Origin of the sequence: Halopseudomonas sp. (assembly GCF_047631575.1) — a bacterium.
Classification (GTDB): Bacteria; Pseudomonadota; Gammaproteobacteria; order Pseudomonadales; family Pseudomonadaceae; genus Halopseudomonas.
Map to the genome: position 1 here is coordinate 92,705 of NZ_JBLIAB010000004.1, position 23,993 is coordinate 116,697.

Genomic DNA, 23,993 nt, shown 5'->3' on the forward strand with positions numbered 1-23,993 from the left:
GGCTACAATAGATTTTTCGGACAGTTGGGGGTATCTGTGGAGCGGCTCAAGGGCGCAATCATCATTGGTTTTCTCAAGGTGTTTTCGCTGCTGCCGTTCAAGTTGGCCCAGCAATTGGGAGCCGTTGCCGGTTGGCTGTTGTGGATTACACCAAATCGCTCCCGCGAAGTCGTGCGTATCAACTTGCGTCACTGCATGCCGGAGATGCCCGAGGATGAACGCGAGCAACTGGTGTATCAGACATTGCTGGACAGCGGCCGCAGCTTCGCCGAAAGCGCCTGCGCCTGGATGTGGAAGCCCGAGAGCAGTTTATCGTTGGTGCGGGAAGTTGAGGGTGCTGACCTTTTGCATGCTGCGCTTGAGCGCGGCAAAGGAGTGGTCTGTATCACCAGTCATCTGGGTAATTGGGAGGTACTAAATCACTGGTATTGTTCGCAATGCTCACCGGTGATTTTCTATCGACCGCCGAAGCAGGCTGCTGTTGATGCGCTGTTACGGCGCCAAAGAGCGCAGTTGGGCAACAAGGTCGCGCCATCTACCCGAGAAGGTATTGCCATGGTCATGCGTGAAGTACGCCGTGGCGGCGCGGTAGGCATCCCCGCCGATCCAGAGCCTGCTTTGAAAAGTGGCGTCTTTGTCCCCTTTTTCGCGGTCGCGGCATTGACCAGCAAGTTCGTCCCGAATCTACTGCGCGGTAGCGAGGCCAAGGCATTATTTCTGCATTGTCTACGGCTGCCCCATGGGCAGGGCTTCAAAGTGATTGTGGAAGAGGCCCCCGAAGCCCTTTACAGTAGCGATGTAGCGCAGGCAACGGCAAGTATGAGTGCGGTTATCGAGCGTTATGTGCGACGCTGGCCTAGCCAGTATATGTGGAGCATGAAGCGCTTCAAGAAACGCCCGCCGGGCGAGCAGAAATGGTACTGAGCTAATTGCGACTATCTGACAGGAACTAGAGCATGGCAAACCAGAGGCAATACCCTCGCACCCCGATGAAATGTAGGATCCGAATCAGTCATCCGGATTTAGGCGATGTTTACGGTCAGACGCGCGACCTGTCTGACGGTGGTGTATTCGTCGAGAATCCGCACCTCGCTGGGCTTCCTGCGGGAACAATCGTCGAAGGGCAGGTTCAGGACATGCCCTTTGAAGCTCCAATCCTGAAGATGATCGTGCAGCGCTGTATTAGCGGCGAAGGCGCCGGGCTTGCGTTTGTCGACGAGGAAGAGCCCCAGTAGCCTAGGTTATGCTGGCTTTTTATCGCGCCCAGAACATAGGGGTAAACAGCACCAACAGGGTAAACACCTCAAGGCGACCCAGTAGCATTGCAAAGCTGAGTATCCATTTTACGGTCGAGCTGAGTTCGCCGTAATGCGTAGAAACTTCGCCCAGCCCCGGGCCCAGATTGTTCATGCAGGCGGCCAGTGCCGAGAAAGCAGTGACGAAATCCAGACCGGTGCTTAACAGGATCAAGAACATGATCGCAAAGGCGAACACGTAGACCGCACAAAACCCCCATACTGCCTCTATCACCCGGTCCGGTACCGGCTTGTTGCCCAGCTTTACCGGGAACACACCATTAGGGTGAATCAGCTTTTTGGTCTCACGTGTACCCTGCTTGTATAGCAGTAATACGCGAATCACCTTCATTCCTCCGCCGGTAGAGCCGGCACAGGCACCAATAAAGCTGGCATACAGCAACAGGAATGGCAGCACAGTCGGCCAGGCTGAAAAGTCCGTTACACCAAACCCTGTGGTAGTGGCTATTGAAACGCTTTGGAACGCAGCGAAACGGATGGAGGTCCAGACATCGTAATGCTGAAAATTGATCAGCACCGCACAGCAAACAATGAACAACGTAGCCAGAATCAGGACGTAGGCACGGCACTCGGGGTCAAGCCAGTAGTTGGCTATTGAACGGAACCGCCAGGCAAGAAAATGCAGGCCAAAGTTGATCCCTGAAATGATCATGAACACGATGCAGATGAATTCGATTAGCGGGCTGTCAAAATAACCAATGCTCGCATCGTGGGTTGAGAAGCCACCGATGGCGACCGTCGAGAACGCGTGGCTCACGGCGTCGAATAGACTCATGCCAGCAGCCCAGTAAGCCAGCGCGCAGGCCAGTGTGAGACCTGCATAGATGTACCAGAGTACCTTGGCGGTTTCGGCGATCCGCGGGGTCAGCTTGTTTTCCTTCAGAGGCCCCGGCATCTCTGCGCGGTACAACTGCATACCACCGACGCCAAGCATCGGCAGAATGGCAACTGCCAGCACGATAATCCCCATACCGCCAAACCACTGGAGTTGCTGCCGATAAAACAGCAACGAGCGCGGCAAGGTATCCAGTCCGGTTATCACGGTGGCTCCGGTGGTAGTCAGACCGGAGAAAGACTCGAATACCGAGTCGGCAACACTCAGATCCGGCATGTCGATCAGGTACAGCGGCACAGCACCGAACAACCCTAGAACCAGCCAGAACATCACTACGATCAGATAGCCGTCACGAATGCGCAGTTCGTTTCGCTGGTGGCGTGCAGGTAGCCAGATCAGCAGGCCCGATACAGCGGTGATGGCAAAGGCTACCAGAAAGGCTTCCAGCGCTTGCTCGCCATAAAATAGACCGACCAGGGCGGCCGGTAGCATGCTGGTGGAAAACAGCATTAACAGAATGCCGATAATGCGCTGGATCTGGGTGTACTGCATGCGCGGTTACCTGCAAGCCAGGGTCAAGGGAGTCATCATCAGAAAAACGTCAGGCCGACCTGAAACAGGCGCTCGACGTCGCGGATGTGCTTCTTGTCGATCACGAACAGAATCACATGGTCCTCGGATTCTATAAGAGTGTTGTCATGGGCAATCAGCACCTCCTCGTTGCGCACGATGGCGCCGATGGTGGTGCCCGGTGGCAAGTCGATCTCGCCGATAGTTCTACCGACGACCTTGGAAGAGCGTGCCTCACCATGGGCGACAACTTCGATTGCCTCGGCGGCTCCGCGGCGCAGGGAATACACGTTGACGATGTCGCCGCGTCTTACGTGAGTCAGCAGGGTGCCGATTGTCGCCTGTGAGGGCGATATGGCAATATCGATCTCGCCTCCCTGCACCAGATCCACGTAGGCCGGATTGTTGATCAGCGCCATCACCTTGCGCGCGCCCAGTCGTTTGGCGAGCATCGAAGACATGATGTTGGCTTCATCATCGTTGGTCAGCGCGCAAAAAATATCCACATCCTTGATGTTTTCTTCCAGCAGTAGCTCTCGGTCCGAGGCACTGCCGTGCAGAACGATGGTTTTGTCCAGGTTCTGCGACAGATAATCAGCCCGCGCCTTGTTCTTCTCAATGATACGGACCTGGTAGCGGTTTTCGATCGCTTCGGCTAGGCGCTCGCCGATGTTGCCGCCGCCAGCGATCAATACCCGTTTGTAGTTCTTTTCCAGTCGGCGCAGCTCACTCATGACCGCACGAATGTCGTGGGTAGCCGCCAGGAAAAACACCTCGTCATCGGCTTCGATGATGGTGTCGCCCTTGGGGATGATCGAGCGGTCCTTGCGGTAGATTGCCGCGACCCGTGTATCCACCCCAGGCATGTGTTGGCGCAAAAAACGTAGTTCCTGGCCGACCAAAGGCCCGCCGTAATAGGCTCGCACCGCGACCAGCTGAACTTTGCCGTCGGCGAAGTCCAGTACCTGCAAAGCGCCCGGATGTTCGATAAGCCGTTTCACATAGGTGGTGACTGCCTGCTCGGGGCTAATCAATACGTCGATTGGTATTGCTTCGTTATGGAACAGGCCGCCCCGTGTCAGATAGGCCGATTCACGGATGCGGGCAATCTTGGTGGGCGTACGAAAGAGCGTGTAGGCGACCTGACAGGCGATCATGTTGGTTTCATCGCTACTGGTCACGGCAATTAACATGTCGGCGTCGTCAGCCCCAGCCTGGCGCAAAACCGTTGGAAATGAACCCCGCCCCACTACAGTGCGAATATCCAGCCGATCACTCAGCTCACGCAGGCGCGTGTTGTCGGTATCGATAACGGTAATGTCGTTGGCTTCACTTGCCAGCTCGGCGGCCAGGCTGCCACCCACCTGACCCGCGCCGAGAATGATGATCTTCATAGTGCGGACGTCCCCTTGTCTTGCGCAGTGTAGCTGTTGGCACCGGGGCTGGCGCCAACTTTAAGCAGTTTGGCCAGATAGAAGCCGTCATGACCAGCTTGGTCCGGTAGCAGCTGTCTGCCGTGCGGCTGCTGCAGACCGTACGGACCTTCCAGCGTTAACTCTTGGGCCTGTGGCTGACGCTGCAGAAACGCAGCGATAACCTCACTGTTCTCCTCGGGTAGTACCGAACAGGTGGCATACACCAGAATGCCGTCAACATCGAGCGTTTGCCAGAGCGCATCCAGCAACTCGCCCTGCAATAGGGCCAGCGGGGGTATGTCTTCGGCTTGGCGCGTCAGTTTGATATCGGGGTGGCGACGAATAACACCGGTGGCGGAACAGGGGGCGTCCAGCAAAATTCGCTGAAAGGGTTGGCCGTCCCACCAGGCTGCCAGGTCGCGCGCGTCTGCCGCCTTGAGTACCGCGGTAAGTCCGAGGCGCTGAAGGTTTTCACGCACGCGTTGCAGTCTTCTGGGCTCCAGATCCAGTGCGACCAGCTCTTGTAGAGAGGGCACCTGCTCCAGGACCTGACAGGTCTTGCCTCCGGGTGCGCAACAGGCATCCAGCACCCGCTGACCGGCGGCAGCGTCTAACAGTGGCGCAGCAAGCTGGGCGGCTTCGTCCTGCACACTGACTTCCCCAGCGGCAAAGCCGGGTAAGCGTTGAACGTCGCAGGAGTGTTCGAGTGTGATCCCCTGTGCGCTGAACGGAGTGGCGTGGGCGATGAAGCCGGCATCCATGAGTTTCATAAGGTACGACTGACGCGTGATGCGCCGCTGGTTAACCCGCAGGGTCATGGGTGGATGCGCGTTATTCGCAGCGCAAATGGCCTCCCAGTGCTCCGGCCATGCCTGTTTCAATCGCTTTTGTAGCCAGCGTGGGTGGGACAGGCGAATGGTCGGGTCGCGCTCAAGCGCGGGGAGCAGCTCGGCATGCTCGCGCTGGGCCCTACGCAGTACAGCATTGAGCATGCCTTTGGCCCAGGGCTTTTTCAGCGCTTTGGCGGCATTGACTGTCTCGTCGATCGCAGCGTGAGCCGGGATGCGCGTGAATAATAATTGGTAGAGACCCACGAGAAGAAGAGCATGCAGGTCGCGATCAGCTGTTTTGAGCGGCTTTTCCAACAGGGCGTTGGCCAGACCATCAAGGCGCTGAAACCAGCGTGCAGTGCCAAATGCCAGCTCCTGAGCCAGACCCTGGTCGCGTTCCTCTACGTGCGCTAGCTGAGCCGGCAGGCTGGTGCCCAGAGATGCTTTGCCGGCCATTACTGTAGCCAGCGCATGTGCGGCAGCCAGTCGTGGGCTCACAGGCTGCTGCCTAGCTGGCTGCCGGGCGCAAACTGATCCCGTCGTGCGTTGTACAGGTCAGCGAAGGACAGTGGCTTGCCCCCGGGTAGTTGCAAGCGGGTCAGACGCAGCGCGCCGGTTCCGCAGCCGACCAGCAGTCCGGCCTTGCTGCACTCCAGAATGCGCCCTGGAGCGCCGTGGTCCTCGGTTACTGTGGCTGCCAGAATCTTCAGTGTTTTTTCTTGCCAGATTGTATGGGCCTGAGGCCAGGGGTTAAACGCTCTGATCAGCCGGTCCAGTTCGATTGCTGGCCGCTGCCAGTCAATCTGCGCATCGGCCTTGGTCAGCTTGTGGGCATAGGTGGCAAGTGCGTCGTTCTGCCGTTCGGGACGAGCACTGCCTTGGTCCAGTAGTGCTATTGCTTGAAGTACCGCTTGCGGTCCTAGCGCTGCCAATCTGTCATGCAGGTTTCCTGCAGTGTCACCAGTCGAGATTGGCGTGGTCACTTTTAGCACCATGGGGCCGGTATCCAGTCCTGCTTCCATCTGCATGACGGTCACGCCTGTTTCACTGTCACCCGCCTCGATCGCACGCTGGATCGGTGCGGCACCGCGCCAGCGTGGCAACAGCGACGCGTGACTGTTGATGCAACCCAGCCTGGGCATATCCAGTACTGCCTGAGGCAGAATCAGGCCATAGGCGACGACCACCAGCAGATCCGCGTTGAGCGCCGCCAGTTCTTGTTGTGCCTTGCTGTCGCGCAGGCTGGCAGGCTGGTGCACAGGTAACCCGTGTTGCAGGGCCAGTTCCTTGACGGCGCTGGCATGCAGCTTTTGCCCCCGTCCTGCGGGCCGATCTGGTTGGCTGTAGACGGCGACGATATTAAGGTCGGCATTCAGCATGGCCTGCAGGTGAGCCGCGGCAAATTCGGGCGTGCCAGCGAAAACAATGCGAAGGGTGGAAGAGTTCATTCTGCTCCTGGTGCGGCTAAACAAAAAGGCTTGCCGAAGCAAGCCCTTGCGTTCCCAACCGATGCCTCAGGCATTAGCCTGCTGCTTGTGTAGCTTTTCCAGTTTCTTGCGAATCCGGTCGCGCTTGAGGTTGGACAGATAATCGACGAACAGCTTGCCGTTCAGGTGATCGCATTCATGCTGAATACACACGGCGAGTAGACCTTCGCAAATTTCTTCAAACGGCTCGCCATCGCGGCCTACAGCGCGCACGCGAACACGTTCTGGCCGCGTAACCGTTTCATAGAAACCTGGAACCGACAAACAACCTTCCTGCATCTCTTCGAGATCGTCGGTCAGTGGCTCCAGTTCTGGGTTGATAAATACCCTCGGTTCACTATTGTCTTCGGATAAATCAATGACCACAACGCGCTCGTGAACATTGACCTGACTGGCCGCAAGTCCGATGCCAGGTGCTTCATACATGGTTTCAAACATGTCATCCACCAGTTGGCGGATTCGGTCATCAACCAGATCGACTGGCTTGGCAATAGTGCGCAAGCGGGGGTCGGGAAATTCTAGGATATTTAATATGGTCATGTCAGTTTGTGATGCAGTTGTGGAATATATCTAATTTGTGCTGCTAAGATGATGAGCAGCTTGGAATTAACACAGGTCTGGCATATTCGAGAATGCCTTCAGACCGGATGCTGGCCTCTATAATAAAGGGATTCATGTCATGAGGAAAACATTAGTCGGCCTTCTCTTGCTCTCATTGAGCTTTTGGGTGCAGGCACAAGAGCCGGTATTCAAGGATGGTCACCCGCAAACGTACCAAGTGGTCAAGGGAGATACCCTGTGGGACATCTCCGGACGCTTCCTAAGTCAGCCTTGGAAGTGGCCTGAAGTCTGGCACGCCAATCCGCAAATCAGCAACCCACATTTGATTTACCCAGGTGACATGATCTCGCTGGTCTACATCGACGGTCAACCCCGGCTTACTGTAGGGCGCGGTCAGGGCGGTACTATCAAGTTGTCGCCAGCGGTTCGCTACACGCCTATTGCTGAAGCTATTCCGACTATTCCCCTGGAAGCAATTGATGCATTCCTGAACGCCGGGCGCATTATTGATGACGCAAGCGTGTTGGAAGGTGCTCCCTATATTCTTGGTGGCGAAGCAGGAAGCGTCGTTGTTGGCGCCGGTAGCCGGGTTTACGCCCGCGGCCAGATAGACCCCGCTATTCGGGCAATGGGTATCTTTCGTCGAGGCCAAGCTTATGTTGATCCGGTCACGGGCGAGTTTCTGGGTATTCATGCTCAGGAAATCGGTAACGGCGATGTGGTCGACATTCAGAAGGACATAATCAGCCTGGATGTGACGCGCAGTAATCAGGAAGTGCGCGTCAACGATCGTTTGTTGCAAACTGAAGAGCGTCCAATCACTTCGACGTTCTTTCCCTCGGAGCCAGCCAGCAAGATCGATGGTTTGATTGTTGGCGTGCCCAACGGCGTTACCCAGATTGGTTTGTACGATGTGGTGATTCTCAACAAGGGTGCCCGCGAAGGCCTGGAGCAGGGCAGCGTACTGTCCATCTTCAAGGCTGGCGAGGTCGTTCGTGACCGCATTCAGAACGAACGTGTGCAGTTGCCTGACGAGCATGCTGGTATGGTTATGGTCTTCCGCGCCTACGACAAGATGAGCTATGGCATTGTCCTGGATGCGAGCCGGCAGATGTCTATTATGGACAGGGTCCGCAATCCCTGAGTAACCGAGTCTTGCTGGCATTGCCCCCCCGGTAGTGTCCGCATCTGATCAAGGATGATCAATGTCATTGTCTTCGTCTTCCAGCCTGCAGGCGTGGCTGACCCTGTCATTTTTGGACGGGGTTGGACCGCGCACAATGGCTCGATTGTTGCAAAATTACCCCTCTCCTGCCGATGTTCTGGCTGCCGATTTGTTAGCCTTGCAATCACTGGGTCTGCGTCCGGCAACGTTGAATGTTATTCAGCGTTATCAGCAGGGCGATGTTGTGCTCTCCCGCCGGCTGGACGCTGTCCACCAATGGCTGGAACGCCCCGGTTGCCAAGTCCTTTGTCTGGACTCGGCGGATTATCCCGCGTTACTGCGACGCATTCCTGACCCTCCGCCGATCTTGTATCTGCAGGGCGATGCACGTCTGCTGCATGATCCGCAACTGGCCATGGTCGGCTCCCGTCATCCGGGCCCACACGGTGCAGCGACGGCTCGCCAGTTTGCCCGCAGCTTTACCGAAAACGGTCTTCTGATTACTAGTGGCATGGCCCTGGGCATTGATGGGGCCTGTCACCAGGGTGCGCTGGATGCCGGCGGGCAAACGATAGCGGTATGGGGCACGGGGCTGGACAATTGCTATCCGAAGCGACATCGAGCGCTGGCCAGCGCCATTGTCGAACAGGGCGGACTGCTGGTGTCAGAGCAACCACCTGACGCTTTTGCTCAGCCGGGGCAGTTTCCGCGGCGTAACCGTATTATCAGCGGTCTGAGTCTGGGAACGCTGGTGGTCGAGGCAGCAATGAACAGTGGCTCACTCATCACCGCACGCTTGGCTCTGGAGCAGAACCGTGAGGTCTTTGCCATGCCCGGCTCTATCCACAGTGTGCATGCCCGTGGCAGTCATCAGTTGCTGCGAGAAGGTGCGCATCTGGTCGAAACGATCAGCGATGTGCTCGAAGTATTGCGTTTACCCTTACTTGCAGCGATTGATTCTGCGTCGGCTAACCGTCCAGAAACAGCTCCGGCTGCACCGCGGAGTCCGCTTTGGCCCCATCTGGGTCATGTCCCCGTCAGTGTTGACTGGCTGGGGCAGCGGAGCGAAATGCCAGTAGAGCGTGTTATGCAGGAGTTGATGGATTTGGAACTTGAGGGCTTGGTCCAACACACATCGCACGGATATTCTCGGCTGATCTGAACAGTCACCCTTGAGCCGTAGGCGCCGCTCGGCTACTGTCTCACCTCGCGAACTTATTCAGAGCACCTCCTAAGCCGGCAATGCCCGCGGGGTTGCCATGGGCATTGCAGGAGGCGACATGTTAGCGCGTTGGCGATTGGTGCAACTTAACCGGATACTGCACGCCGGAGGCGTCATTGCCTACCCGACCGAAGCGGTTTGGGGACTTGGCTGTAACCCCTGGAAGGCAGACGCGGTTGAGCGTCTACTTGAGCTGAAAGACCGACCCGTCAAAAAAGGCTTGATTCTGGTGGCGGGTGATATCGAGCAGTTCGATTTCCTGTTGTGGGATCTCCCCGACGGTCTGCTCGCCAAGCTGCAGCTGTCTTGGCCGGGCCCCAATACCTGGTTGGTACCTCACCGCGACCGTTTGCCACCCTGGATTACCGGGGTGCACCAGACAGTCGCACTGCGCGTCAGCGACCATCCCTTGATCCGCCAGATGTGCGCTATTACCGGGCCACTGGTGTCCACCTCAGCCAACCCGAGCGGACGCCCCCCGGCTCGCTCGCGGCTGCGCATCGAACAATATTTTCATCAGTCGCTGGATGCGCTAGTACCCGGCGCCTTGGGTGATAAGCGTAATCCCAGTATCATCCGTGACTTGCAGACAGATCAGATCATCCGCCTAGCCTGAGGTAAGCCTGTGAAAGATATGCCCGATGCCAATGCTGTGGCCGCCGTCCAAGACTATCTCATGGGTCTGCAGGATCGCATCTGCACTGCCCTTGAGGTCGCCGATGGTTCCGGCCGCTTTGCTGAGGAGCTGTGGGATCGCCCTGCTGGTGGTGGGGGCCGCTCGCGCATACTGGAAAAGGGCGGCCTGCTAGAAAAAGGCGGTGTAGGTTTCTCCCATGTATTTGGTGATGGCATGCCGCCTTCCGCCACCGCCCATCGCCCTGAACTCGCGGGTCGACATTTTCAGGCCATGGGGGTATCGCTGGTAATGCACCCGGAGAACCCCCATGTGCCCACCTCTCACGCCAACGTGCGCTTTTTCATCGCTGAAAAGGCGGATGCGGACCCGGTCTGGTGGTTTGGTGGTGGCTTCGATCTGACGCCGTATTATGCTGTCGAGGAGGATTGTGTTCATTGGCATCGGGTTGCACGTGAAGCCTGTGAGCCTTTTGGTGCTGAGGTTTATCCGCGCTACAAGGCCTGGTGTGATGAGTATTTCCATCTCAAGCACCGGCAGGAGCAACGGGGTATAGGTGGTCTGTTTTTCGATGATCTGAACGTGTGGGGCTTTGAACGCAGTTTTGAGTTCATTCGAGCGATTGGTGATGCTTACCTGGAAGCTTATTTGCCGATCATCGAGCGTCGGCGGGATGCGCATTTCACTGCCGAGCAGAAAGCGTTTCAGGAGTATCGGCGTGGCCGCTACGTCGAATTCAATCTGGTCTACGATCGCGGCACGCTCTTTGGATTGCAGACGGGCGGGCGCACGGAGTCGATTCTGATGTCGTTGCCGCCGGTGGTGCGCTGGGATTACAACTGGCAAGCCGAGCCAGGGACGCCGGAGGCGCGCTTGACCGATGAGTTTCTTGTGCCCCGCGACTGGCTCAAGGGTGTTAACTGATGGATCGCTATGCAGTGATCGGTAATCCGATAGGACACAGCAAATCGCCGCAGATTCATCGGCTGTTTGCCGAGCAGACGGGCGAACAGATGTCTTACGAAGCGCTGTTGGCCCCGATCGATGACTTTGCCGGGACATTGCGCTCTTTTTTGTCAGATGGGCTTGGTATCAACGTTACCGTGCCTTTCAAGGAGCAGGCCTGGGCGCTGGTTGATCAGCATACGTCGGCCGCTCAGCGCGCCGGTGCGGTTAATACCATACAGCGTCAGGCCGATGGCAGCCTGCTGGGTGATAATACCGACGGCAAAGGTCTGGTACGTGATATTCAGCATAATGCCGGGCTGTCCCTGGCAGGACTCAAGATATTACTCGTTGGCGCTGGCGGCGCCGCACGGGGAGTGATTCAACCTATATTGGCCGCGGGACCAGCGCAGCTATGCATCGTTAATCGCACGGTGAGCAAGGCTGAGGCGCTGGGAGCGTTATTTATTGACTTAGGCCCGGTCAGCGCAGCGGGCTTCCAGTGGATCGAAGAGCCTGTTGATCTGATCATCAATGCTACCTCAGCCAGTCTCGCCGGTAATCTGCCTGAGATCTCGCCCAAACTGATTCGCCCTGGTCATACCTGGTGTTACGACATGATGTACGCCAACGAACCTACCCCTTTCAATCGCTGGGCAGCCGAACAGGGTGCGGAACGCTGTCTGGATGGATTGGGGATGTTGGTAGAACAGGCTGCAGAAGCATTTCTGTTATGGCGCGGAGTTAGACCTGAGACAGCACCCGTACTGGCAGCGCTGAGGTAGGATTTGGCGAGGAGACTGCTCTGGGAACGTCAGTCTCACCTCGACAAAATCGTCAGCCGAAACGCCCGACCGAGATGCAACTCGGCGTCTCGGCCTTCTGCATTAACCCTTGCGCGCTCCCTGCACCGCTGCTGCCAGATCTGATACCAGATTCAGCACGAGCTTGACGCCCTGCTCCGCCGATTCCGCATTAGCGATGCAGTCGACCAGTGCCGAGCCAACCACCACCCCTTCGGCATCCAGTGCAAAACGGGCGGCCTGGTCAGGGGTGCGTACACCAAAGCCAACGCATACCGGCAAATCGGTCTGTTGCTGAATCGCGCCAATGGCGTCGCGCACAGTAGCGTTATCCGCCTGGCCTACTCCGGTCACGCCATTGAGCGATACGTAATAGAGAAAACCGCTGGCGTGATCCAGTACGGCGGGCAGACGTTTGGCATCGGTGGTCGGCGTGGCCATGCGGATCATGTCAAGTCCGGCTTCGCGGGCCAGCGGGCCCAGTTCACTGTCGTGCTCTGCTGGTAGGTCAACAATCAGCAGACCATCTATTCCGGCTTCTAGGGCATCACGCATGAAGTTCTCTGGGCCATAGCGGTAGATAGGATTGTAGTAACCCATTAGCACCAGGGGTGTGGTCTGATCCCCAGCACGAAACTGGCGAACCATTTCCAGTGTTTTCAGCTGCGTCTGTCCGCCTTTGAGGGCGCGCACAGCACCTGCTTGGATTGTAGGGCCGTCGGCCATCGGGTCGCTGAAGGGCATCCCCAGCTCGATGATGTCCGCCCCTGCAGCCGGTAGCTGCTTGAGCAGCATCAGGCTGGCATCATAGCCGGGATCGCCGGCGCAGATGTAGGTAACCAGAGCGGCGCGATCGGCTTTTTTCAGTTCGGCGAAACGGCCGGCTAAACGGGACGTCATGCCTTTTCCTCCATCAGACGCAATACGGTTGGCATATCCTTGTCGCCACGCCCCGAGAGACAGACGATCATCAGGTGATCCTTGGGCAAGAGAGGAGCACGCTTGGCCACTTCGGCCAGTGCGTGAGCTGTTTCCAACGCAGGAATGATGCCTTCCTTACGGCAACAGACGTGAAACGCCTCGAGTGCTTCGGTATCGGTTACAGCGGCATAATCGACGCGGCCCTGTTCATGCAACCATGCGTGTTCGGGGCCAATACCTGGATAGTCGAGACCGGCTGAAACCGAATGAGCATCGGTGATCTGGCCGTCATTGTCCTGCAGCAGATAAGTGCGATTACCGTGTAGCACGCCGGATACGCCGCCCTTCAGGCTAGCAGCATGCTTGCCGCTGTCGAGACCCTCGCCCGCCGCTTCCACACCAATCAGCTGGACGCTGGGATCATCAAGAAACGCATGGAATAACCCCATGGCATTGGAGCCGCCGCCGATGCACGCGACCAGGCTGTCGGGCAGACGCCCTTCACGGACCAGAATTTGATTCCGCGCTTCGCGTCCAATAACCGCCTGAAACTCGCGGACCATGGTCGGATAGGGATGCGGACCGGCGACAGTGCCGATCATGTAAAAAGTATTCTCGACGTTGGTCACCCAGTCGCGCAGGGCCTCGTTCATTGCATCCTTCAAGGTGCCGGTGCCCGAGGTCACAGGCACAATCTCGGCGCCCATCAGGCGCATGCGCGAGACGTTGTCCCGTTGGCGTTCGATATCAGTGGCGCCCATGTAGACGACGCAAGGCAGACCGAAGCGCGCAGCAACAGTCGCGGTGGCAACACCGTGCATGCCGGCACCAGTTTCAGCGATAATGCGTGTCTTGCCCATGCGTTTGGCGAGTAACACCTGACCGATGCAGTTATTGATCTTGTGCGCGCCGGTGTGATTCAGCTCTTCGCGCTTGAAGTAGATCTTCGCACCACCATAGAGTTCGGTCAGTCGCTCGGCATAATACAGCGGGCTTGGACGGCCGACGAACTCGGCCTGAAAACGATCCAGTTCGGCGAGAAAATTCGGCTCGGCGAGGGCGGTATTGAAAGCCTCTTCGAGATCAAGAATCAGGGGCATCAGGGATTCGGCAACGAAGCGACCACCGAAGGAGCCGAATTGGCCTTGGGCATCGGCGCCGCGAGTAAAGGGGCTGGTGTTTTGCATAGTCATTTACCTCTTTTGGAATGCGCCCACTTTAGGTTAGGCAAGAGCAGAAAAAAACCGATAATATAGCTTCAATATGTGAGAAAAAGTGACATGTCGCCATGAGTCGAGACCTTCCTTCCCTTAACGCTCTGCGGGTTTTCGAGACCGCAGCTCAACTGGAAAGCGTGAGCCAGGCGGCAGAAGTGCTGCATGTTACCCATGGCGCGGTGAGTCGGCAGATTCGCATGCTGGAGTCGGAGTTGGGGGTGGTGCTGTTCGAGAAAGCCGGGCGGGGTGTGCAGCTCACCCCTGCTGGTCGTCGTCTGCGCGATGTCAGCCGTGAAGCGCTGGACAGTTTGCGTGCTGTTTGTGCTGAACTTAGCCAGGACCAAGCCAGTGCGCCCTTTTTGCTTGCCTGCCCCGGTAGCCTGCTGGCGCGCTGGTTCATTCCGCGCCTGGATCGGTTGAATGCCGAGCTACCGGCGCTGAATCTGCACCTTTCGGCCAGCGAAGGCGAAATGGATCCACGTAAGCCCGGGGTTAGCGCTACGTTGCTGTTTGCCGAGCCACCCTGGCCGGCGGATATGCAGGTGTATCCGTTGTTGCCCGAACGTATCGGGCCGGTATTCAGCCCGCGCTATGTCCGTGCGGCACTATTGGAGCGTCAGCCAGCCAAGGCTCTGGTAGACGAGGCACTGTTGCATACACTATCGCGGCCCAGTGCCTGGACAGATTGGGCTATGGCAAGCGGACTAACGCCCCAGCGTCTGCGTCAGGGCCAGGGTTTTGAGCATCTATACTACCTTCTCGAGGCGGCTCTTTCGGGTCTTGGCGTGGCTATTGCGCCCCAGTTGTTGGTGGCCGACGACATTGCCAGTGGCAGGCTGCTCGCACCCTGGGGGTTTGTCGAAACGTCCAACCAGTTGGCGCTGTGGAGTCCGGCGCGCCAACCGCAGACACAAGTCCGCCAATTGGCGCAATGGCTGGAGGCCAACCTGTGAGATCCAGGCTGGTCGTCATTCTGTTCATACTATTGCTGGGCGGTTGCAGCAGCATCGCTTTCGTCCAGCAATCCTGGCAGGGCCAGCGGGAGGTGATGGCGCTCAGTGTGCCGATCGTTGAACTGCTGGAAAGCGCGGAGACCGATCCCGCTTTAAAGACGCGTCTGGCCGAAGCGCTGGCCGCCCGCCGATTCGCCAGCGCAGCGTTGGGGCTGCCCCACAATCTCAGCTATACCCGCTATAGCGCTCTGCCCCGACCCTATGCCTTGTGGAATCTGTTTGTCACGCCCGAACTCTCCCTTGAACCAATCCAGCACTGTTATCTGATGACCGGATGTCTTGCGTATAAGGGGTATTTTTCCCGAGATGCCGCTGATGCGGCAGCGCAAGACTGGCAACGACAGGGTATGGATGTGTTTATCGGTAATATTCCGGCCTATTCGACTTTGGGTTGGTATGACGATCCGCTGCTCAGTTCCATGCTGCACTGGGATGATGACTACGTGGCCCTGACGTTGTTTCATGAGCTGGCGCATCAACAGTTCTATCTGAAAGACGAGACTGCGTTCAACGAGTCGTTCGCCAGCTTTGTCGGACAGGAGGGTTTGCGCCAGTGGCGAGCCAACAACGGGTTGCTACCACCGGATCCGGCCCTGGAAAGGCAACAGGCAGAATTCAACGCGCTGATCATTGCCGCCCGCGAGCGTCTACAAATCATCTATTCGATGGATCTTCCAGATCCGGCCATACGCGTTGCAAAGGTGCAGGAGATTGCACGGCTGCGCACTGGTTACCAGCACTGGCGCGATGAAAAATGGCAAGGCAGTAGCCGCTTTGATAGTTGGTTCGATGGCGAGCTGAACAATGCCAGCCTGTTACCATTTGGGCTTTATGACCAATGGGTGCCAGCATTCACCGAGTTATTCCGCCGTCAAAATGCCGACTGGCAGCGCTTCTACCGGGAGGTCGAACGCCTCGGTAACCTGGCGTCGGATGAGCGGCTGGGCCAACTCGCTGCGTTAACTGATCTCGACTCAAACAGCGGAGAATAGTACCGATGACTTTGCCTGCCATACTGCACACACCGGGCGAGCATGCGATGACACGCAGCCACATGGCCCGCTATCAAGACTGGCTGAAAGCTGCTGGATCGTCACCGGGTACCGGTTATCAGAGCCTGCATGCCTGGTCGATCGCGGATATCGAGCGCTTCTGGCAAAGCATCTGGGATTACACCGGCGTGGTCAGCGTCAGCACATCTGGCCCCGTGCTGGATGACCATGCCCTGCCGGGCGCACGCTGGTTTCCCCAGGCGCACTTGAACTTTGCCGAGAACTTGCTGCGCCACGCATTGCGCGGGGATGGTGCACGACCCGCCCTGCACGCCCGCTCCGAAACCCGTGCGGATTTTACCCTGAGTGCTGCCGAGCTGCTTGGTCAGGTCGCAGCGCTAGCGGCCTGGATGCGTGGAGTGGGTATACAGCCAGGGGATCGCGTAGCGGCAGTGGTGGCAAATATTCCCGAAGCGATCATCGGCATGCTTGCTTCGGCGAGCATCGGTGCTGTGTGGTCTTCGGCGTCGCCGGATTTTGGTACATCGGGTATTCTTGATCGTTTTGGCCAGATCGAACCCAGACTGCTGATCTGCGTGAATGGTTATGGATATGGCGGCAAGCTATTTGACCGTACGACGCAGGCGTTGGAGCTTCAGCGGCAAATGCCATCGGTAGAGCAGCTGCTGATGATCCGCAATGTGGTGGATATTGCGCTGCCTGAGAGCGCAGTGGACTGGCAGGTGGTGCAACAGGCTCACGCCGGCGCGCAGCCAGTTTTTGCGGTACTGCCCTTCGAGCATCCGCTTTACATTCTGTACTCCTCGGGCACAACCGGCGTACCCAAGTGCATCGTGCATGGTGCCGGCGGTACGTTGTTGCAGCACAGCAAGGAATTGATGCTGCACGGTGATCTGGGGCCGGATGATGTATTGTTCTACTTCACCACCTGTGGCTGGATGATGTGGAACTGGTTGGCCTCAGGTTTATTGACCGGTGCCGAACTGGTGCTGTTCGATGGTAATCCGGGTCATCCGGACATGAATACCCTGTGGCAATTGGCTGAGGACTATTGCGTCACGCATTTTGGTACCAGCGCGAAGTTTCTCGGTGGCTGCCGCAATGCCCATTTGCAGCCCGGTCAGCAATATGATCTTCAGCCCATGCGAGTCCTGTTTTCCACCGGCTCCCCATTGCTGCCCGAGGATTACGATTGGGTTTATCAGAAAGTAAAAGCAGATTTGCTGTTGGCCTCTATCTCCGGCGGCACGGACATCGTCTCCTGTTTTGTCGGCGCGACACCGCTGTTACCTGTGCGTCGAGGCGTGATCCAGTGCCGCATGCTGGGCATGGACGTGCAGGCGTTCAATGATGCTGGCGTGGCTGTCATTGGCGAGCGCGGGGAGCTGGTCTGCCGCCAGCCGGCGCCGTGCATGCCACTGGGTTTCTGGAAAGATGAAGACGGTAGCCGCTACCGTGCAGCCTACTTCGAGCGGTTTCCCGGCGTTTGGGCCCATGGCGACTATATCGAATTTGACGCCGAGGGTGGCTGCATCATTCACGGCCGCAGCGATGCTACCCTAAACCCTGGTGGTGTGCGTATTGGTACAGCAGAGATCTATCGTCAGGTAGAAACGCTTTACGAAATTGCCGACAGTCTGGTGGTTGGTCAGGATTGGGAAGGTGACGTACGCGTCGTTTTGTTGGTTGTCATGAACGCAGATCAAGTGCTGGATGAGGTGCTGCTCAAGCGCATTCGTCAGCGCATTCGCGAACACGCCAGCCCCCGTCATGTGCCAGCGCGGATCATCCAGATCGATCAGGTGCCCTACACCCGCAGTGGCAAAAAAGTAGAGCTTGCTGTTGCGAAGCTGCTGCGTCACGAGGTGGTTACCAATCGGGAGGCGCTGGCCAACCCCGAGGCCCTCGACCAGATCGCTATGAATCAGCTGCTTTGGCAATAGCTTATTGCTCAACATTGTTGCGGATTTCCTGGGCCACAAACCCCTGTTTACGGTGCTGCAACAGGCTGCCGCTTACGCTGGCTTCCCTGTCAGTGGCTCAGGGTTCAGAATGAACTGCCCATTAAATTGCCTTGGAGCCAGATATGAAAGCTGTTGGATATCAGCAAGCCGGTGATGTGAACCGGTCAGACGCGCTGCTGGATATTGAGTTACTTCGCCCCGAGCCCGGCTCACGTGATCTTCTGGTCAAGGTGGCCGCTGTGTCGGTCAACCCGGTAGATGCCAAGATACGCCTTACCCGTCCCCCGCTGACCGGTGCATTCGATGTGCTCGGCTGGGATGCGGTTGGTACGGTAGAGGCGACAGGTAAGGAGGTTACTGCGTTCAAAACCGGTGATCGAGTGTTCTACGCTGGTGCCATTGATCGGCCTGGCAGCAACGCCGAATATCATCTGGTCGATGAGCGTATTGTTGGGCGTGCTCCGTCGAGTCTGAGCGACGCGCAGGCCGCTGCTATGCCGCTGACCGCCATCACTGCGTGGGAACTGCTGTTTGAACGCCTAGGCATGATTGAAGGCGGCGGCACGGGGCAAACGCTGCTGGTGATTGGTGCTGCAGGCGGTGTGGGCTCAATCCTGGTTCAGCTGGCGCGCCAGCTGACCAAGCTGACTGTGGTTGCTACAGCTTCACGACCGCAGAGCGTGCAGTGGATCAGTGATCTGGGCGCTCATCACGTGATTGATCACAGCCAGCCCATGTTGGCGCAATTGCAGGCCAAGGGCATAGAGCAGGTTGAGCTGGTGGCCTCGTTAACCCATACGGCAGAGCATTTTGACCAGTACGTGGAGTGCTTGGCGCCCCAGGGGAAACTGGGTCTGATTGATGACTTTGACAGTCTGGATATTCTCAAGCTCAAACCCAAGAGTCTGTCATTGCACTGGGAGTTCATGTTTACCCGTAGCCTGCATCAGACGAAGGACATGATCGAACAGAGTCGATTACTCAACCGGGTCGCTGAATTGGTCGATCAAGGCACCTTGCAAACCACCCTGGGTGAGCATTTTGGTACCATAAATGCGGCCAACCTGCTCAAGGCCCACCGCCTGTTGGAAAGCCACCAGTCACGCGGCAAGATCGTGCTGGAAGGCTTTTGACGTGCTGGGCGGCGGTCTGTCCTGTGCTGACCGCCGCCCAGGGGCAGGTTAATCCCAGGCCGGCGCAAAATCCGGATCGGCAATTCGCTCGCCGCGGTCCAATGCGGCAATAGCTGCCACATCTTCTGGGCTGAGCTGAATATGGGCTGCGTCCAGGTTGGCCTGCTGATGGGCGCGTTTGGTCGAGGATGGAATCACCACATACTCGGACTGCAACAGCCAGGCAAGTGTCACCTGGGCCGGGGTGATCTGATGGGCGTTAGCAATTGCCTGGAGTACCGAGTCCTGCATCACCTTGCCCACGGCCAGCGGCATATAAGCAGTCAGCTGGATACCCTGCCCACGGGCGAATTCGGCAAGCTTGTGATTGTGCAGGAAGGGATGGATCTCGACCTGATTGGTCGCGATGTTTTCCGCGCCGACCAGATCAATGGCCTGGGTCAGATGGTTGATGGTGAAATTGGATACCCCTATGGCGCGGGTCAGTCCCTGCTCGCGGGCCTCGAGCAACATCGGCAAATACTCTTCCATGGGCACCTTGTCTTCTGGCGAGGGCCAATGGACCAGGGTCATATCGACCTGATCGACACCGAGTTTGTGCAGGCTTTCCTGCAGGCTGGCAATCAGTTTTTCGGGCTTCAGGTTGGTGATCCAGATCTTGGTGGTAACGAAGAGCTCTTTACGCGCGATGCCGCTGGCAGCGATGGCTTGGCCGACTTCCTTTTCATTATCATAAATTTGCGCGGTATCGATATGGCGGTAGCCAAGTTCGAGCGCGGTGCCGACCGCATCAATGACCTCTTGACCCTTGAGGCGAAAAGTACCAAAACCCAATGGTGGAATCGTCATTTTGTTTCTCCCAATAGATGGCTGACATATATATTCAACTACACCATAGACCAGTAGCACCCCGTTAAGAGTTCCCGCCAAGAGATCCTTTATTTGACGAACGATGGGAATCCGGATGGCAACAGGAATTTATATGCATCCAGGCTGTACACTGTGATTTGTCGTCGATGAGGAGTAACCGATGAGTACGCACCCTTTGCTGGGCACCCAGCTACCCATTATTCAGGCTCCCATGGCTGGCGTTCAGGATAGCAAGCTGGCTCTGGCGGTATGCCGTGCGGGCGGTTTGGGCTCGATTCCGGCCGCCATGCTGAGTCCTGATGCACTGCTCGCAGAACTGGCCATTATGCGAGACCAGGCTCCCGGACCTTGGAACGTGAACTTTTTCTGCCACACCTCGCCGCTGCCCGACGATCAGCGCGAAGCCGCCTGGCGTAAAGCGCTGGTACCCTATTATCAAGAGCTGGGGCTGGATATAGCCAACATCAGAAGTGGTGGCGGAAGACGCCCCTTCGATGCTGAAACGATGGAGCTGCTGCGCGAATACAAGCCGCCAGTGGTCAGCTTCCATTTTGGCTTGCCGTCGGTCGAGCTGCTGTATGAACTAAAAAGCTTGGGCAGCAAGGTGATCTCCTCGGCGACCACAGTCGAGGAAGCGCTTTGGCTGCAAGCCCACGGTGCTGATGCAGTGATCGCCCAAGGTCTGGAGGCAGGTGGCCATCGGGGTATGTTTCTCACCGAGGATGTAACTAGCCAGGTTGAGACTTTCGCACTATTACCGCAAATTATCAGCGCTGTGCGCATACCTGTGATTGCTGCTGGCGGTATAGCAGATGCCGCTGGTATACGGGCAGCGATGTCTCTTGGCGCGGCGGCAGTTCAAATTGGTACCGCTTATCTGCTGTGTCCCGAGGCTGACACCAGTCCGGTGCATCGGGCGGCACTGCAGAGCGAAATGGCCTCGCACACGGCACTGACCAATCTGTTTTCCGGCCGACCGGCGCGGAGTATAGTCAATCGTGTTATGCGTGACCTAGGGCCGATGAGTGCCTTGGCGCCTGCTTTCCCTCTGGCCGGAAGCGCCATTACACCCTTACGCGGCGCGGCGGAAAAGCTCCAAAGCGGAGACTTTTCACCGCTGTGGGCGGGGCAGAACGTACAGGGCTGTCAAACGATATCGGCTACCGAGCTGACCCACACAATGATGGGCGCAGCTAACGCCTAGATTATTCAGGTGACCGGTAAGCCGACCCACTGACGCAGCTGGCTGAGTTGAATCGGATCATCATCAAGCCCTGTTTCCAGAGCCGCAATGCGCATGATCACCCGATCCTTGCGCAGGCTGCTCTGGGGTAATTTGAACAGAGCGCCGATCAACTCACGAATCAGGAATGGCAACTTCAAATTGATCTTGATGCGATTGCCGAACTCAGGCGCAAAACGCTGTAGCAGTGCATCCAGTTCAGAATCCTCAAGTTGCTGCCATAGTTGAGGAATTTCTGTATTGCGCAGAGAGTCGCCATTTCGCCAAGCCGGCAAAGACTGACGGCAGATCTGACTGGCCCGGCGTCCACCGACTGGTGATGCGCCAGGCGGGTCAACGCCTTTGCCAGTGAGGTCTGCTGTTGCATCAGATGGTCGGCTTTTTCACGCAGTCGTGCATCAAATAATACTGGGCCGGTGCGTGCCAGGCGAATCGCAAGCTCTATGCTACTGGCCAAGCCTAGCTGGCAAATAGCCTGCTCTGCGCTCAGGCAGTCAAAATCGTTTTCTGTCCTATTATCGCTGTTGGCCTGACGGATTAGACCTGCCAGCAGCGTGGGCTGCAGCCATGCCAGGCGGACCAGATCCTGTTGATTACAGTCGCTGCTCAAGGCAAGCACTGCCTGCTGATCTTCGGGTCGACTCCAGGGAACGAAGAGGGTCTGCCCAAATTTTTTTTGCCGAAATAATGGCAAAGTGCTATCATAGATTTTTATGACAAAAAGCTACATAACAAACCTTTAGAATCAAAACGGTAAGAGTCTTCTTCGCTTTCGTTGAGATTGCGCAGAAGAACAGCGGCTGAAGTTGCAATATCAAGCCCCCTCACCTCTGTATCTAGGTTTTTCGTTCGAGTAGTGCACTTTGATGAAGGACGTCTCCTATCGTTGTACATGACAATAAGCTCGGTTTCTCCCTCGAGCGGCATAATTCCCTCGCCCTGATCTGGCCGGCCCTGGCGATTACCGCGCTGGGCAATAGCTTGCTTATTGCCCTGGCTGGCCTCCACGCGCTGACCCTGCTGGCCGTCTTTCTCCTGCTCGCTTGCGGCACCGGCGCCAGCGTTTGCATGGTCCGTCAGCACCGTCGACTGATCGAACAGGCTGCGAGCCAGGCACTTGGCCACGCCCAGCAGCAATTCCAAGTCGCCAGCGCGGAGATGGCAGCCAGCGGCTTACAAGCCCTGTGCCTTGAAGCAGTGCCGATTTGGGCCAAACAGGTGGAAAGCTCGCGCAGCCAGACTGAACAGGCCATCGTCGCCCTGAGTAACCGTTTCTCCGGTATCTACACCAAGCTGGAAGAAACCGTGCAGGCCTCGCAACAGGCCGCCGGTGACCGGACAGGCGACACTCAGGGCGGCGCATTGATGGTGCTGAAGGAAAGCGAGATCGAACTTACCCGCGTGATTGATTCCCTCAAGGGCGCACAGCTGAGCCGCGACCAAATGCTCACCCAGGTGCGCGGCCTGACCGACTACACCGGCCAACTCAGAAGCATGGCCAGCGAGGTGGCGGCGATTGCCAAGCAAACCAACCTGTTAGCGCTGAATGCCGCAATCGAGGCCGCCCGTGCCGGCGAAGCCGGCCGTGGTTTCGCCGTGGTAGCCGATGCGGTACGCAACTTGTCGAGCCTCTCTAGCGAAACCGGGCAGAAGATGTCGGCCACCGTTGACATCATCAACAGCGCCATCGCTCGGCTGGTCGAGGTGACGGATAACACCGCCCTGAGTGACAGCCAGTCGGTCGTCACGTCCGAAGCCAACATTCGCCATGTACTGGATCGCTTTAACAACATTATGCAGCGCCTGTCTAGCTCGACCGTTCGGCTGCAGCAAGAGCGCGCCGACATTCGTGGCGAAATCAGCGAGGTGTTGGTTGCCCTGCAATTTCAGGACCGGATCAGCCAGATTCTCATGCATGTGCGCAACAACATGGATGCTTTGCACAGCCACTTGCAGCAATGTCAGCACAATCCGGATCGGCTCCAGATTGATGCTCAGGCCTGGCTGGCGGAGATGGAATTGACCTATACCACCGATGAACAGCGCCAAGTCCACAATGGCGGCAGGTCCAGCTTAGCCAAAGAACAAGAAATCACCTTTTTCTAGTAGGAGAACAGCATGGCTAAAACCGTAATGGTCGTCGACGACTCCAGCAGCGTACGCCAGGTTGTCAGTATTGCCCTTAAGAGCGCCGGCTACGCGGTGATCGAGGCTTGCGATGGCAAGGACGCGCTGGCCAAGCTAAACGGGCAGAAGATCCACCTGATGATCAGCGATGTGAACATGCCCAACATGGACGGTATCACCTTGGTCAAAGAGGTGAAGAAGTTGGTCAATTACAGGTTCACCCCGATCATCATGCTGACCACCGAGTCCCAGGAGGCCAAGAAGCAGGAAGGTCAGGCGGCCGGGGCCAAGGCCTGGGTGGTCAAACCTTTTCAGCCAGCGCAGATGTTGGCCGCCGTATCCAAATTAATCCTGCCTTAACCGGCAGCATTCGGAGGCCTTATGACTATCCGTGCGGAAATGAAAAACGGCATATGCCAACTGCAAATCGAAGGCGAGATGAGCATTTATACCGTCGCCGAACTCAAGGCGCAGTTGCTGCCCCACTTAGGCCTACCCGGCGAACTGGAAATCGACCTGTCCAAGGTCAGCGAGCTAGATGGTGCCGGTTTGCAGCTGCTAATTCTGGCCAAGCGCGAAGCCACGCGCGTCGGCATTATCTTGCGCCTGGCCTGGCACAGCCGCGCGGTATTGGAAGTTTTCGACCTGTGCAACCTCGCCGCTTTCTTTGGCGATCCTCTGATTATTTCCAATTCAGCCACTCGCTGAC

Annotated in this window: 25 protein-coding genes; 15 read left to right on the plus strand and 10 right to left on the minus strand. The window is 57.3% G+C overall.

Going from position 1 to position 23,993, the window contains the following annotated elements; genetic code table 11:
* Positions 1 to 36: 36 nt before the first annotated feature.
* Both ACJAXR_RS09210 and ACJAXR_RS09215 read left to right on the plus strand, forming a co-directional pair.
* Positions 37 to 924 (plus strand): lysophospholipid acyltransferase, encoded by an 888-nt coding sequence (locus ACJAXR_RS09210; protein WP_415057966.1) that lies wholly within the window; start codon positions 37 to 39, stop codon positions 922 to 924.
* Positions 925 to 956: 32 nt separating this feature from the next.
* Entirely contained in the window at positions 957 to 1,235 is a 279-nt protein-coding gene (locus ACJAXR_RS09215) for a PilZ domain-containing protein (protein WP_415057967.1), read from the plus strand.
* Positions 1,236 to 1,254: 19 nt separating this feature from the next.
* On the opposite strand, the gene ACJAXR_RS09220 is transcribed toward ACJAXR_RS09215, so the two are convergent.
* The 5 genes from ACJAXR_RS09220 to def all read right to left on the minus strand — a co-directional run bounded on the left by ACJAXR_RS09220 (position 1,255) and on the right by def (position 6,993).
* A complete protein-coding gene (locus ACJAXR_RS09220) occupies positions 1,255 to 2,703 on the minus strand; it encodes a TrkH family potassium uptake protein (protein ID WP_415057968.1) in 1,449 nt (482 codons plus the stop codon).
* 38 nt (positions 2,704 to 2,741) lie between these two features.
* The gene (trkA, locus tag ACJAXR_RS09225; RefSeq protein WP_415057969.1) at positions 2,742 to 4,115 is read right to left on the minus strand and encodes a Trk system potassium transporter TrkA; all 1,374 of its coding nucleotides are present in this window, start codon (positions 4,113 to 4,115) and stop codon (positions 2,742 to 2,744) included.
* Positions 4,112 to 5,464, minus strand: coding sequence for a 16S rRNA (cytosine(967)-C(5))-methyltransferase RsmB (gene rsmB, locus ACJAXR_RS09230; protein ID WP_415057970.1), 1,353 nt, complete (start codon positions 5,462 to 5,464; stop codon positions 4,112 to 4,114). The genes trkA and rsmB overlap by 4 nt, the downstream gene beginning before the upstream one ends.
* A complete protein-coding gene (fmt, locus tag ACJAXR_RS09235; protein ID WP_415057971.1) occupies positions 5,461 to 6,414 on the minus strand; it encodes a methionyl-tRNA formyltransferase in 954 nt (317 codons plus the stop codon). The genes rsmB and fmt overlap by 4 nt, the downstream gene beginning before the upstream one ends.
* A gap of 66 nt (positions 6,415 to 6,480) precedes the next feature.
* The gene (gene def, locus ACJAXR_RS09240; protein WP_415057972.1) at positions 6,481 to 6,993 is read right to left on the minus strand and encodes a peptide deformylase; all 513 of its coding nucleotides are present in this window, start codon (positions 6,991 to 6,993) and stop codon (positions 6,481 to 6,483) included.
* 139 nt (positions 6,994 to 7,132) lie between these two features.
* Between def and ACJAXR_RS09245 the strand changes: the two genes are divergently transcribed.
* The 5 genes from ACJAXR_RS09245 to aroE all read left to right on the plus strand — a co-directional run bounded on the left by ACJAXR_RS09245 (position 7,133) and on the right by aroE (position 11,765).
* On the plus strand, positions 7,133 to 8,158 hold the full coding sequence (locus ACJAXR_RS09245; protein ID WP_415057973.1) for a LysM peptidoglycan-binding domain-containing protein: 1,026 nt from the start codon (positions 7,133 to 7,135) through the stop codon (positions 8,156 to 8,158).
* Positions 8,159 to 8,219: 61 nt separating this feature from the next.
* The gene (gene dprA, locus ACJAXR_RS09250; protein ID WP_415057974.1) at positions 8,220 to 9,341 is read left to right on the plus strand and encodes a DNA-processing protein DprA; all 1,122 of its coding nucleotides are present in this window, start codon (positions 8,220 to 8,222) and stop codon (positions 9,339 to 9,341) included.
* A gap of 118 nt (positions 9,342 to 9,459) precedes the next feature.
* On the plus strand, positions 9,460 to 10,017 hold the full coding sequence (locus ACJAXR_RS09255) for an L-threonylcarbamoyladenylate synthase (RefSeq protein ID WP_415057975.1): 558 nt from the start codon (positions 9,460 to 9,462) through the stop codon (positions 10,015 to 10,017).
* Positions 10,018 to 10,035: 18 nt separating this feature from the next.
* The gene (hemF, locus tag ACJAXR_RS09260; protein ID WP_415058211.1) at positions 10,036 to 10,959 is read left to right on the plus strand and encodes an oxygen-dependent coproporphyrinogen oxidase; all 924 of its coding nucleotides are present in this window, start codon (positions 10,036 to 10,038) and stop codon (positions 10,957 to 10,959) included.
* Positions 10,959 to 11,765: a shikimate dehydrogenase gene (aroE, locus tag ACJAXR_RS09265; protein ID WP_415057976.1), complete on the plus strand. Its 807-nt coding sequence runs from the start codon at positions 10,959 to 10,961 to the stop codon at positions 11,763 to 11,765. Before hemF ends, aroE begins: the two co-directional genes overlap by 1 nt.
* A 102-nt stretch (positions 11,766 to 11,867) precedes the next feature.
* On the opposite strand, the gene trpA is transcribed toward aroE, so the two are convergent.
* On the minus strand, positions 11,868 to 12,683 hold the full coding sequence (gene trpA, locus ACJAXR_RS09270; protein ID WP_415057977.1) for a tryptophan synthase subunit alpha: 816 nt from the start codon (positions 12,681 to 12,683) through the stop codon (positions 11,868 to 11,870).
* On the minus strand, positions 12,680 to 13,891 hold the full coding sequence (trpB, locus tag ACJAXR_RS09275) for a tryptophan synthase subunit beta (protein ID WP_415058212.1): 1,212 nt from the start codon (positions 13,889 to 13,891) through the stop codon (positions 12,680 to 12,682). The genes trpA and trpB overlap by 4 nt, the downstream gene beginning before the upstream one ends.
* A 101-nt stretch (positions 13,892 to 13,992) precedes the next feature.
* Here trpB and ACJAXR_RS09280 point away from each other — a divergent pair, with 101 nt between their 5' ends.
* The 4 genes from ACJAXR_RS09280 (at position 13,993) to ACJAXR_RS09295 (ending at position 19,044) form a co-directional block, all read left to right on the plus strand.
* On the plus strand, positions 13,993 to 14,874 hold the full coding sequence (locus ACJAXR_RS09280; RefSeq protein WP_415057978.1) for a LysR family transcriptional regulator: 882 nt from the start codon (positions 13,993 to 13,995) through the stop codon (positions 14,872 to 14,874).
* Positions 14,871 to 15,926 (plus strand): aminopeptidase, encoded by a 1,056-nt coding sequence (locus ACJAXR_RS09285; RefSeq protein WP_415057979.1) that lies wholly within the window; start codon positions 14,871 to 14,873, stop codon positions 15,924 to 15,926. Before ACJAXR_RS09280 ends, ACJAXR_RS09285 begins: the two co-directional genes overlap by 4 nt.
* Before the next feature lie 5 nt (positions 15,927 to 15,931).
* Complete coding sequence (locus tag ACJAXR_RS09290; protein ID WP_415057980.1) at positions 15,932 to 17,890, plus strand: acetoacetate--CoA ligase; 1,959 nt, start codon at positions 15,932 to 15,934, stop codon at positions 17,888 to 17,890.
* 143 nt (positions 17,891 to 18,033) lie between these two features.
* Entirely contained in the window at positions 18,034 to 19,044 is a 1,011-nt protein-coding gene (locus ACJAXR_RS09295) for a zinc-binding alcohol dehydrogenase family protein (RefSeq protein WP_415057981.1), read from the plus strand.
* Positions 19,045 to 19,092: 48 nt separating this feature from the next.
* Here ACJAXR_RS09295 and dkgB read toward each other — a convergent pair whose 3' ends face one another.
* Positions 19,093 to 19,893: a 2,5-didehydrogluconate reductase DkgB gene (dkgB, locus tag ACJAXR_RS09300; protein WP_415057982.1), complete on the minus strand. Its 801-nt coding sequence runs from the start codon at positions 19,891 to 19,893 to the stop codon at positions 19,093 to 19,095.
* Between the two features lie 181 nt (positions 19,894 to 20,074).
* Here dkgB and ACJAXR_RS09305 point away from each other — a divergent pair, with 181 nt between their 5' ends.
* Positions 20,075 to 21,118 carry an NAD(P)H-dependent flavin oxidoreductase gene (locus tag ACJAXR_RS09305; RefSeq protein ID WP_415057983.1) on the plus strand — a complete coding sequence of 348 codons (1,044 nt, stop codon included), beginning with the start codon at positions 20,075 to 20,077 and terminating at the stop codon, positions 21,116 to 21,118.
* Between the two features lie 5 nt (positions 21,119 to 21,123).
* On the opposite strand, the gene ACJAXR_RS09310 is transcribed toward ACJAXR_RS09305, so the two are convergent.
* Both ACJAXR_RS09310 and ACJAXR_RS09315 read right to left on the minus strand, forming a co-directional pair.
* Positions 21,124 to 21,297: a hypothetical protein gene (locus ACJAXR_RS09310; protein ID WP_415057984.1), complete on the minus strand. Its 174-nt coding sequence runs from the start codon at positions 21,295 to 21,297 to the stop codon at positions 21,124 to 21,126.
* Complete coding sequence (locus ACJAXR_RS09315) at positions 21,294 to 21,767, minus strand: hypothetical protein (protein WP_415057985.1); 474 nt, start codon at positions 21,765 to 21,767, stop codon at positions 21,294 to 21,296. Before ACJAXR_RS09315 ends, ACJAXR_RS09310 begins: the two co-directional genes overlap by 4 nt.
* 371 nt (positions 21,768 to 22,138) lie before the next feature.
* Between ACJAXR_RS09315 and ACJAXR_RS09320 the strand changes: the two genes are divergently transcribed.
* From ACJAXR_RS09320 to ACJAXR_RS09330, 3 genes are read left to right on the plus strand one after another with little or no spacing between them, the layout of a single operon-like run.
* Entirely contained in the window at positions 22,139 to 23,263 is a 1,125-nt protein-coding gene (locus ACJAXR_RS09320; protein WP_415057986.1) for a methyl-accepting chemotaxis protein, read from the plus strand.
* Positions 23,264 to 23,275: 12 nt separating this feature from the next.
* Complete coding sequence (locus tag ACJAXR_RS09325; protein WP_415057987.1) at positions 23,276 to 23,644, plus strand: response regulator; 369 nt, start codon at positions 23,276 to 23,278, stop codon at positions 23,642 to 23,644.
* A 21-nt stretch (positions 23,645 to 23,665) separates the two neighbouring features.
* A complete protein-coding gene (locus tag ACJAXR_RS09330; protein WP_415057988.1) occupies positions 23,666 to 23,992 on the plus strand; it encodes an STAS domain-containing protein in 327 nt (108 codons plus the stop codon).
* The last annotated feature ends 1 nt before the right edge of the window (position 23,993 follow it).

Bases quoted from the DNA above. Each gene is read 5' to 3' on its own strand.
- ACJAXR_RS09215 (WP_415057967.1), top strand. From the start codon at position 957: ATGGCAAACCAGAGGCAATACCCTCGCACCCCGATGAAATGTAGGATC.
- ACJAXR_RS09220 (WP_415057968.1), bottom strand. From the start codon at position 2,703: ATGCAGTACACCCAGATCCAGCGCATTATCGGCATTCTGTTAATGCTG.
- trkA (WP_415057969.1), bottom strand. From the start codon at position 4,115: ATGAAGATCATCATTCTCGGCGCGGGTCAGGTGGGTGGCAGCCTGGCC.
- fmt (WP_415057971.1), bottom strand. From the start codon at position 6,414: ATGAACTCTTCCACCCTTCGCATTGTTTTCGCTGGCACGCCCGAATTT.
- def (WP_415057972.1), bottom strand. From the start codon at position 6,993: ATGACCATATTAAATATCCTAGAATTTCCCGACCCCCGCTTGCGCACT.
- ACJAXR_RS09245 (WP_415057973.1), top strand. From the start codon at position 7,133: ATGAGGAAAACATTAGTCGGCCTTCTCTTGCTCTCATTGAGCTTTTGG.
- dprA (WP_415057974.1), top strand. From the start codon at position 8,220: ATGTCATTGTCTTCGTCTTCCAGCCTGCAGGCGTGGCTGACCCTGTCA.
- ACJAXR_RS09255 (WP_415057975.1), top strand. From the start codon at position 9,460: ATGTTAGCGCGTTGGCGATTGGTGCAACTTAACCGGATACTGCACGCC.
- hemF (WP_415058211.1), top strand. From the start codon at position 10,036: ATGCCCGATGCCAATGCTGTGGCCGCCGTCCAAGACTATCTCATGGGT.
- aroE (WP_415057976.1), top strand. From the start codon at position 10,959: ATGGATCGCTATGCAGTGATCGGTAATCCGATAGGACACAGCAAATCG.
- trpA (WP_415057977.1), bottom strand. From the start codon at position 12,683: ATGACGTCCCGTTTAGCCGGCCGTTTCGCCGAACTGAAAAAAGCCGAT.
- trpB (WP_415058212.1), bottom strand. From the start codon at position 13,891: ATGCAAAACACCAGCCCCTTTACTCGCGGCGCCGATGCCCAAGGCCAA.
- ACJAXR_RS09280 (WP_415057978.1), top strand. From the start codon at position 13,993: ATGAGTCGAGACCTTCCTTCCCTTAACGCTCTGCGGGTTTTCGAGACC.
- ACJAXR_RS09290 (WP_415057980.1), top strand. From the start codon at position 15,932: ATGACTTTGCCTGCCATACTGCACACACCGGGCGAGCATGCGATGACA.
- ACJAXR_RS09295 (WP_415057981.1), top strand. From the start codon at position 18,034: ATGAAAGCTGTTGGATATCAGCAAGCCGGTGATGTGAACCGGTCAGAC.
- dkgB (WP_415057982.1), bottom strand. From the start codon at position 19,893: ATGACGATTCCACCATTGGGTTTTGGTACTTTTCGCCTCAAGGGTCAA.
- ACJAXR_RS09305 (WP_415057983.1), top strand. From the start codon at position 20,075: ATGAGTACGCACCCTTTGCTGGGCACCCAGCTACCCATTATTCAGGCT.
- ACJAXR_RS09325 (WP_415057987.1), top strand. From the start codon at position 23,276: ATGGCTAAAACCGTAATGGTCGTCGACGACTCCAGCAGCGTACGCCAG.
- ACJAXR_RS09330 (WP_415057988.1), top strand. From the start codon at position 23,666: ATGACTATCCGTGCGGAAATGAAAAACGGCATATGCCAACTGCAAATC.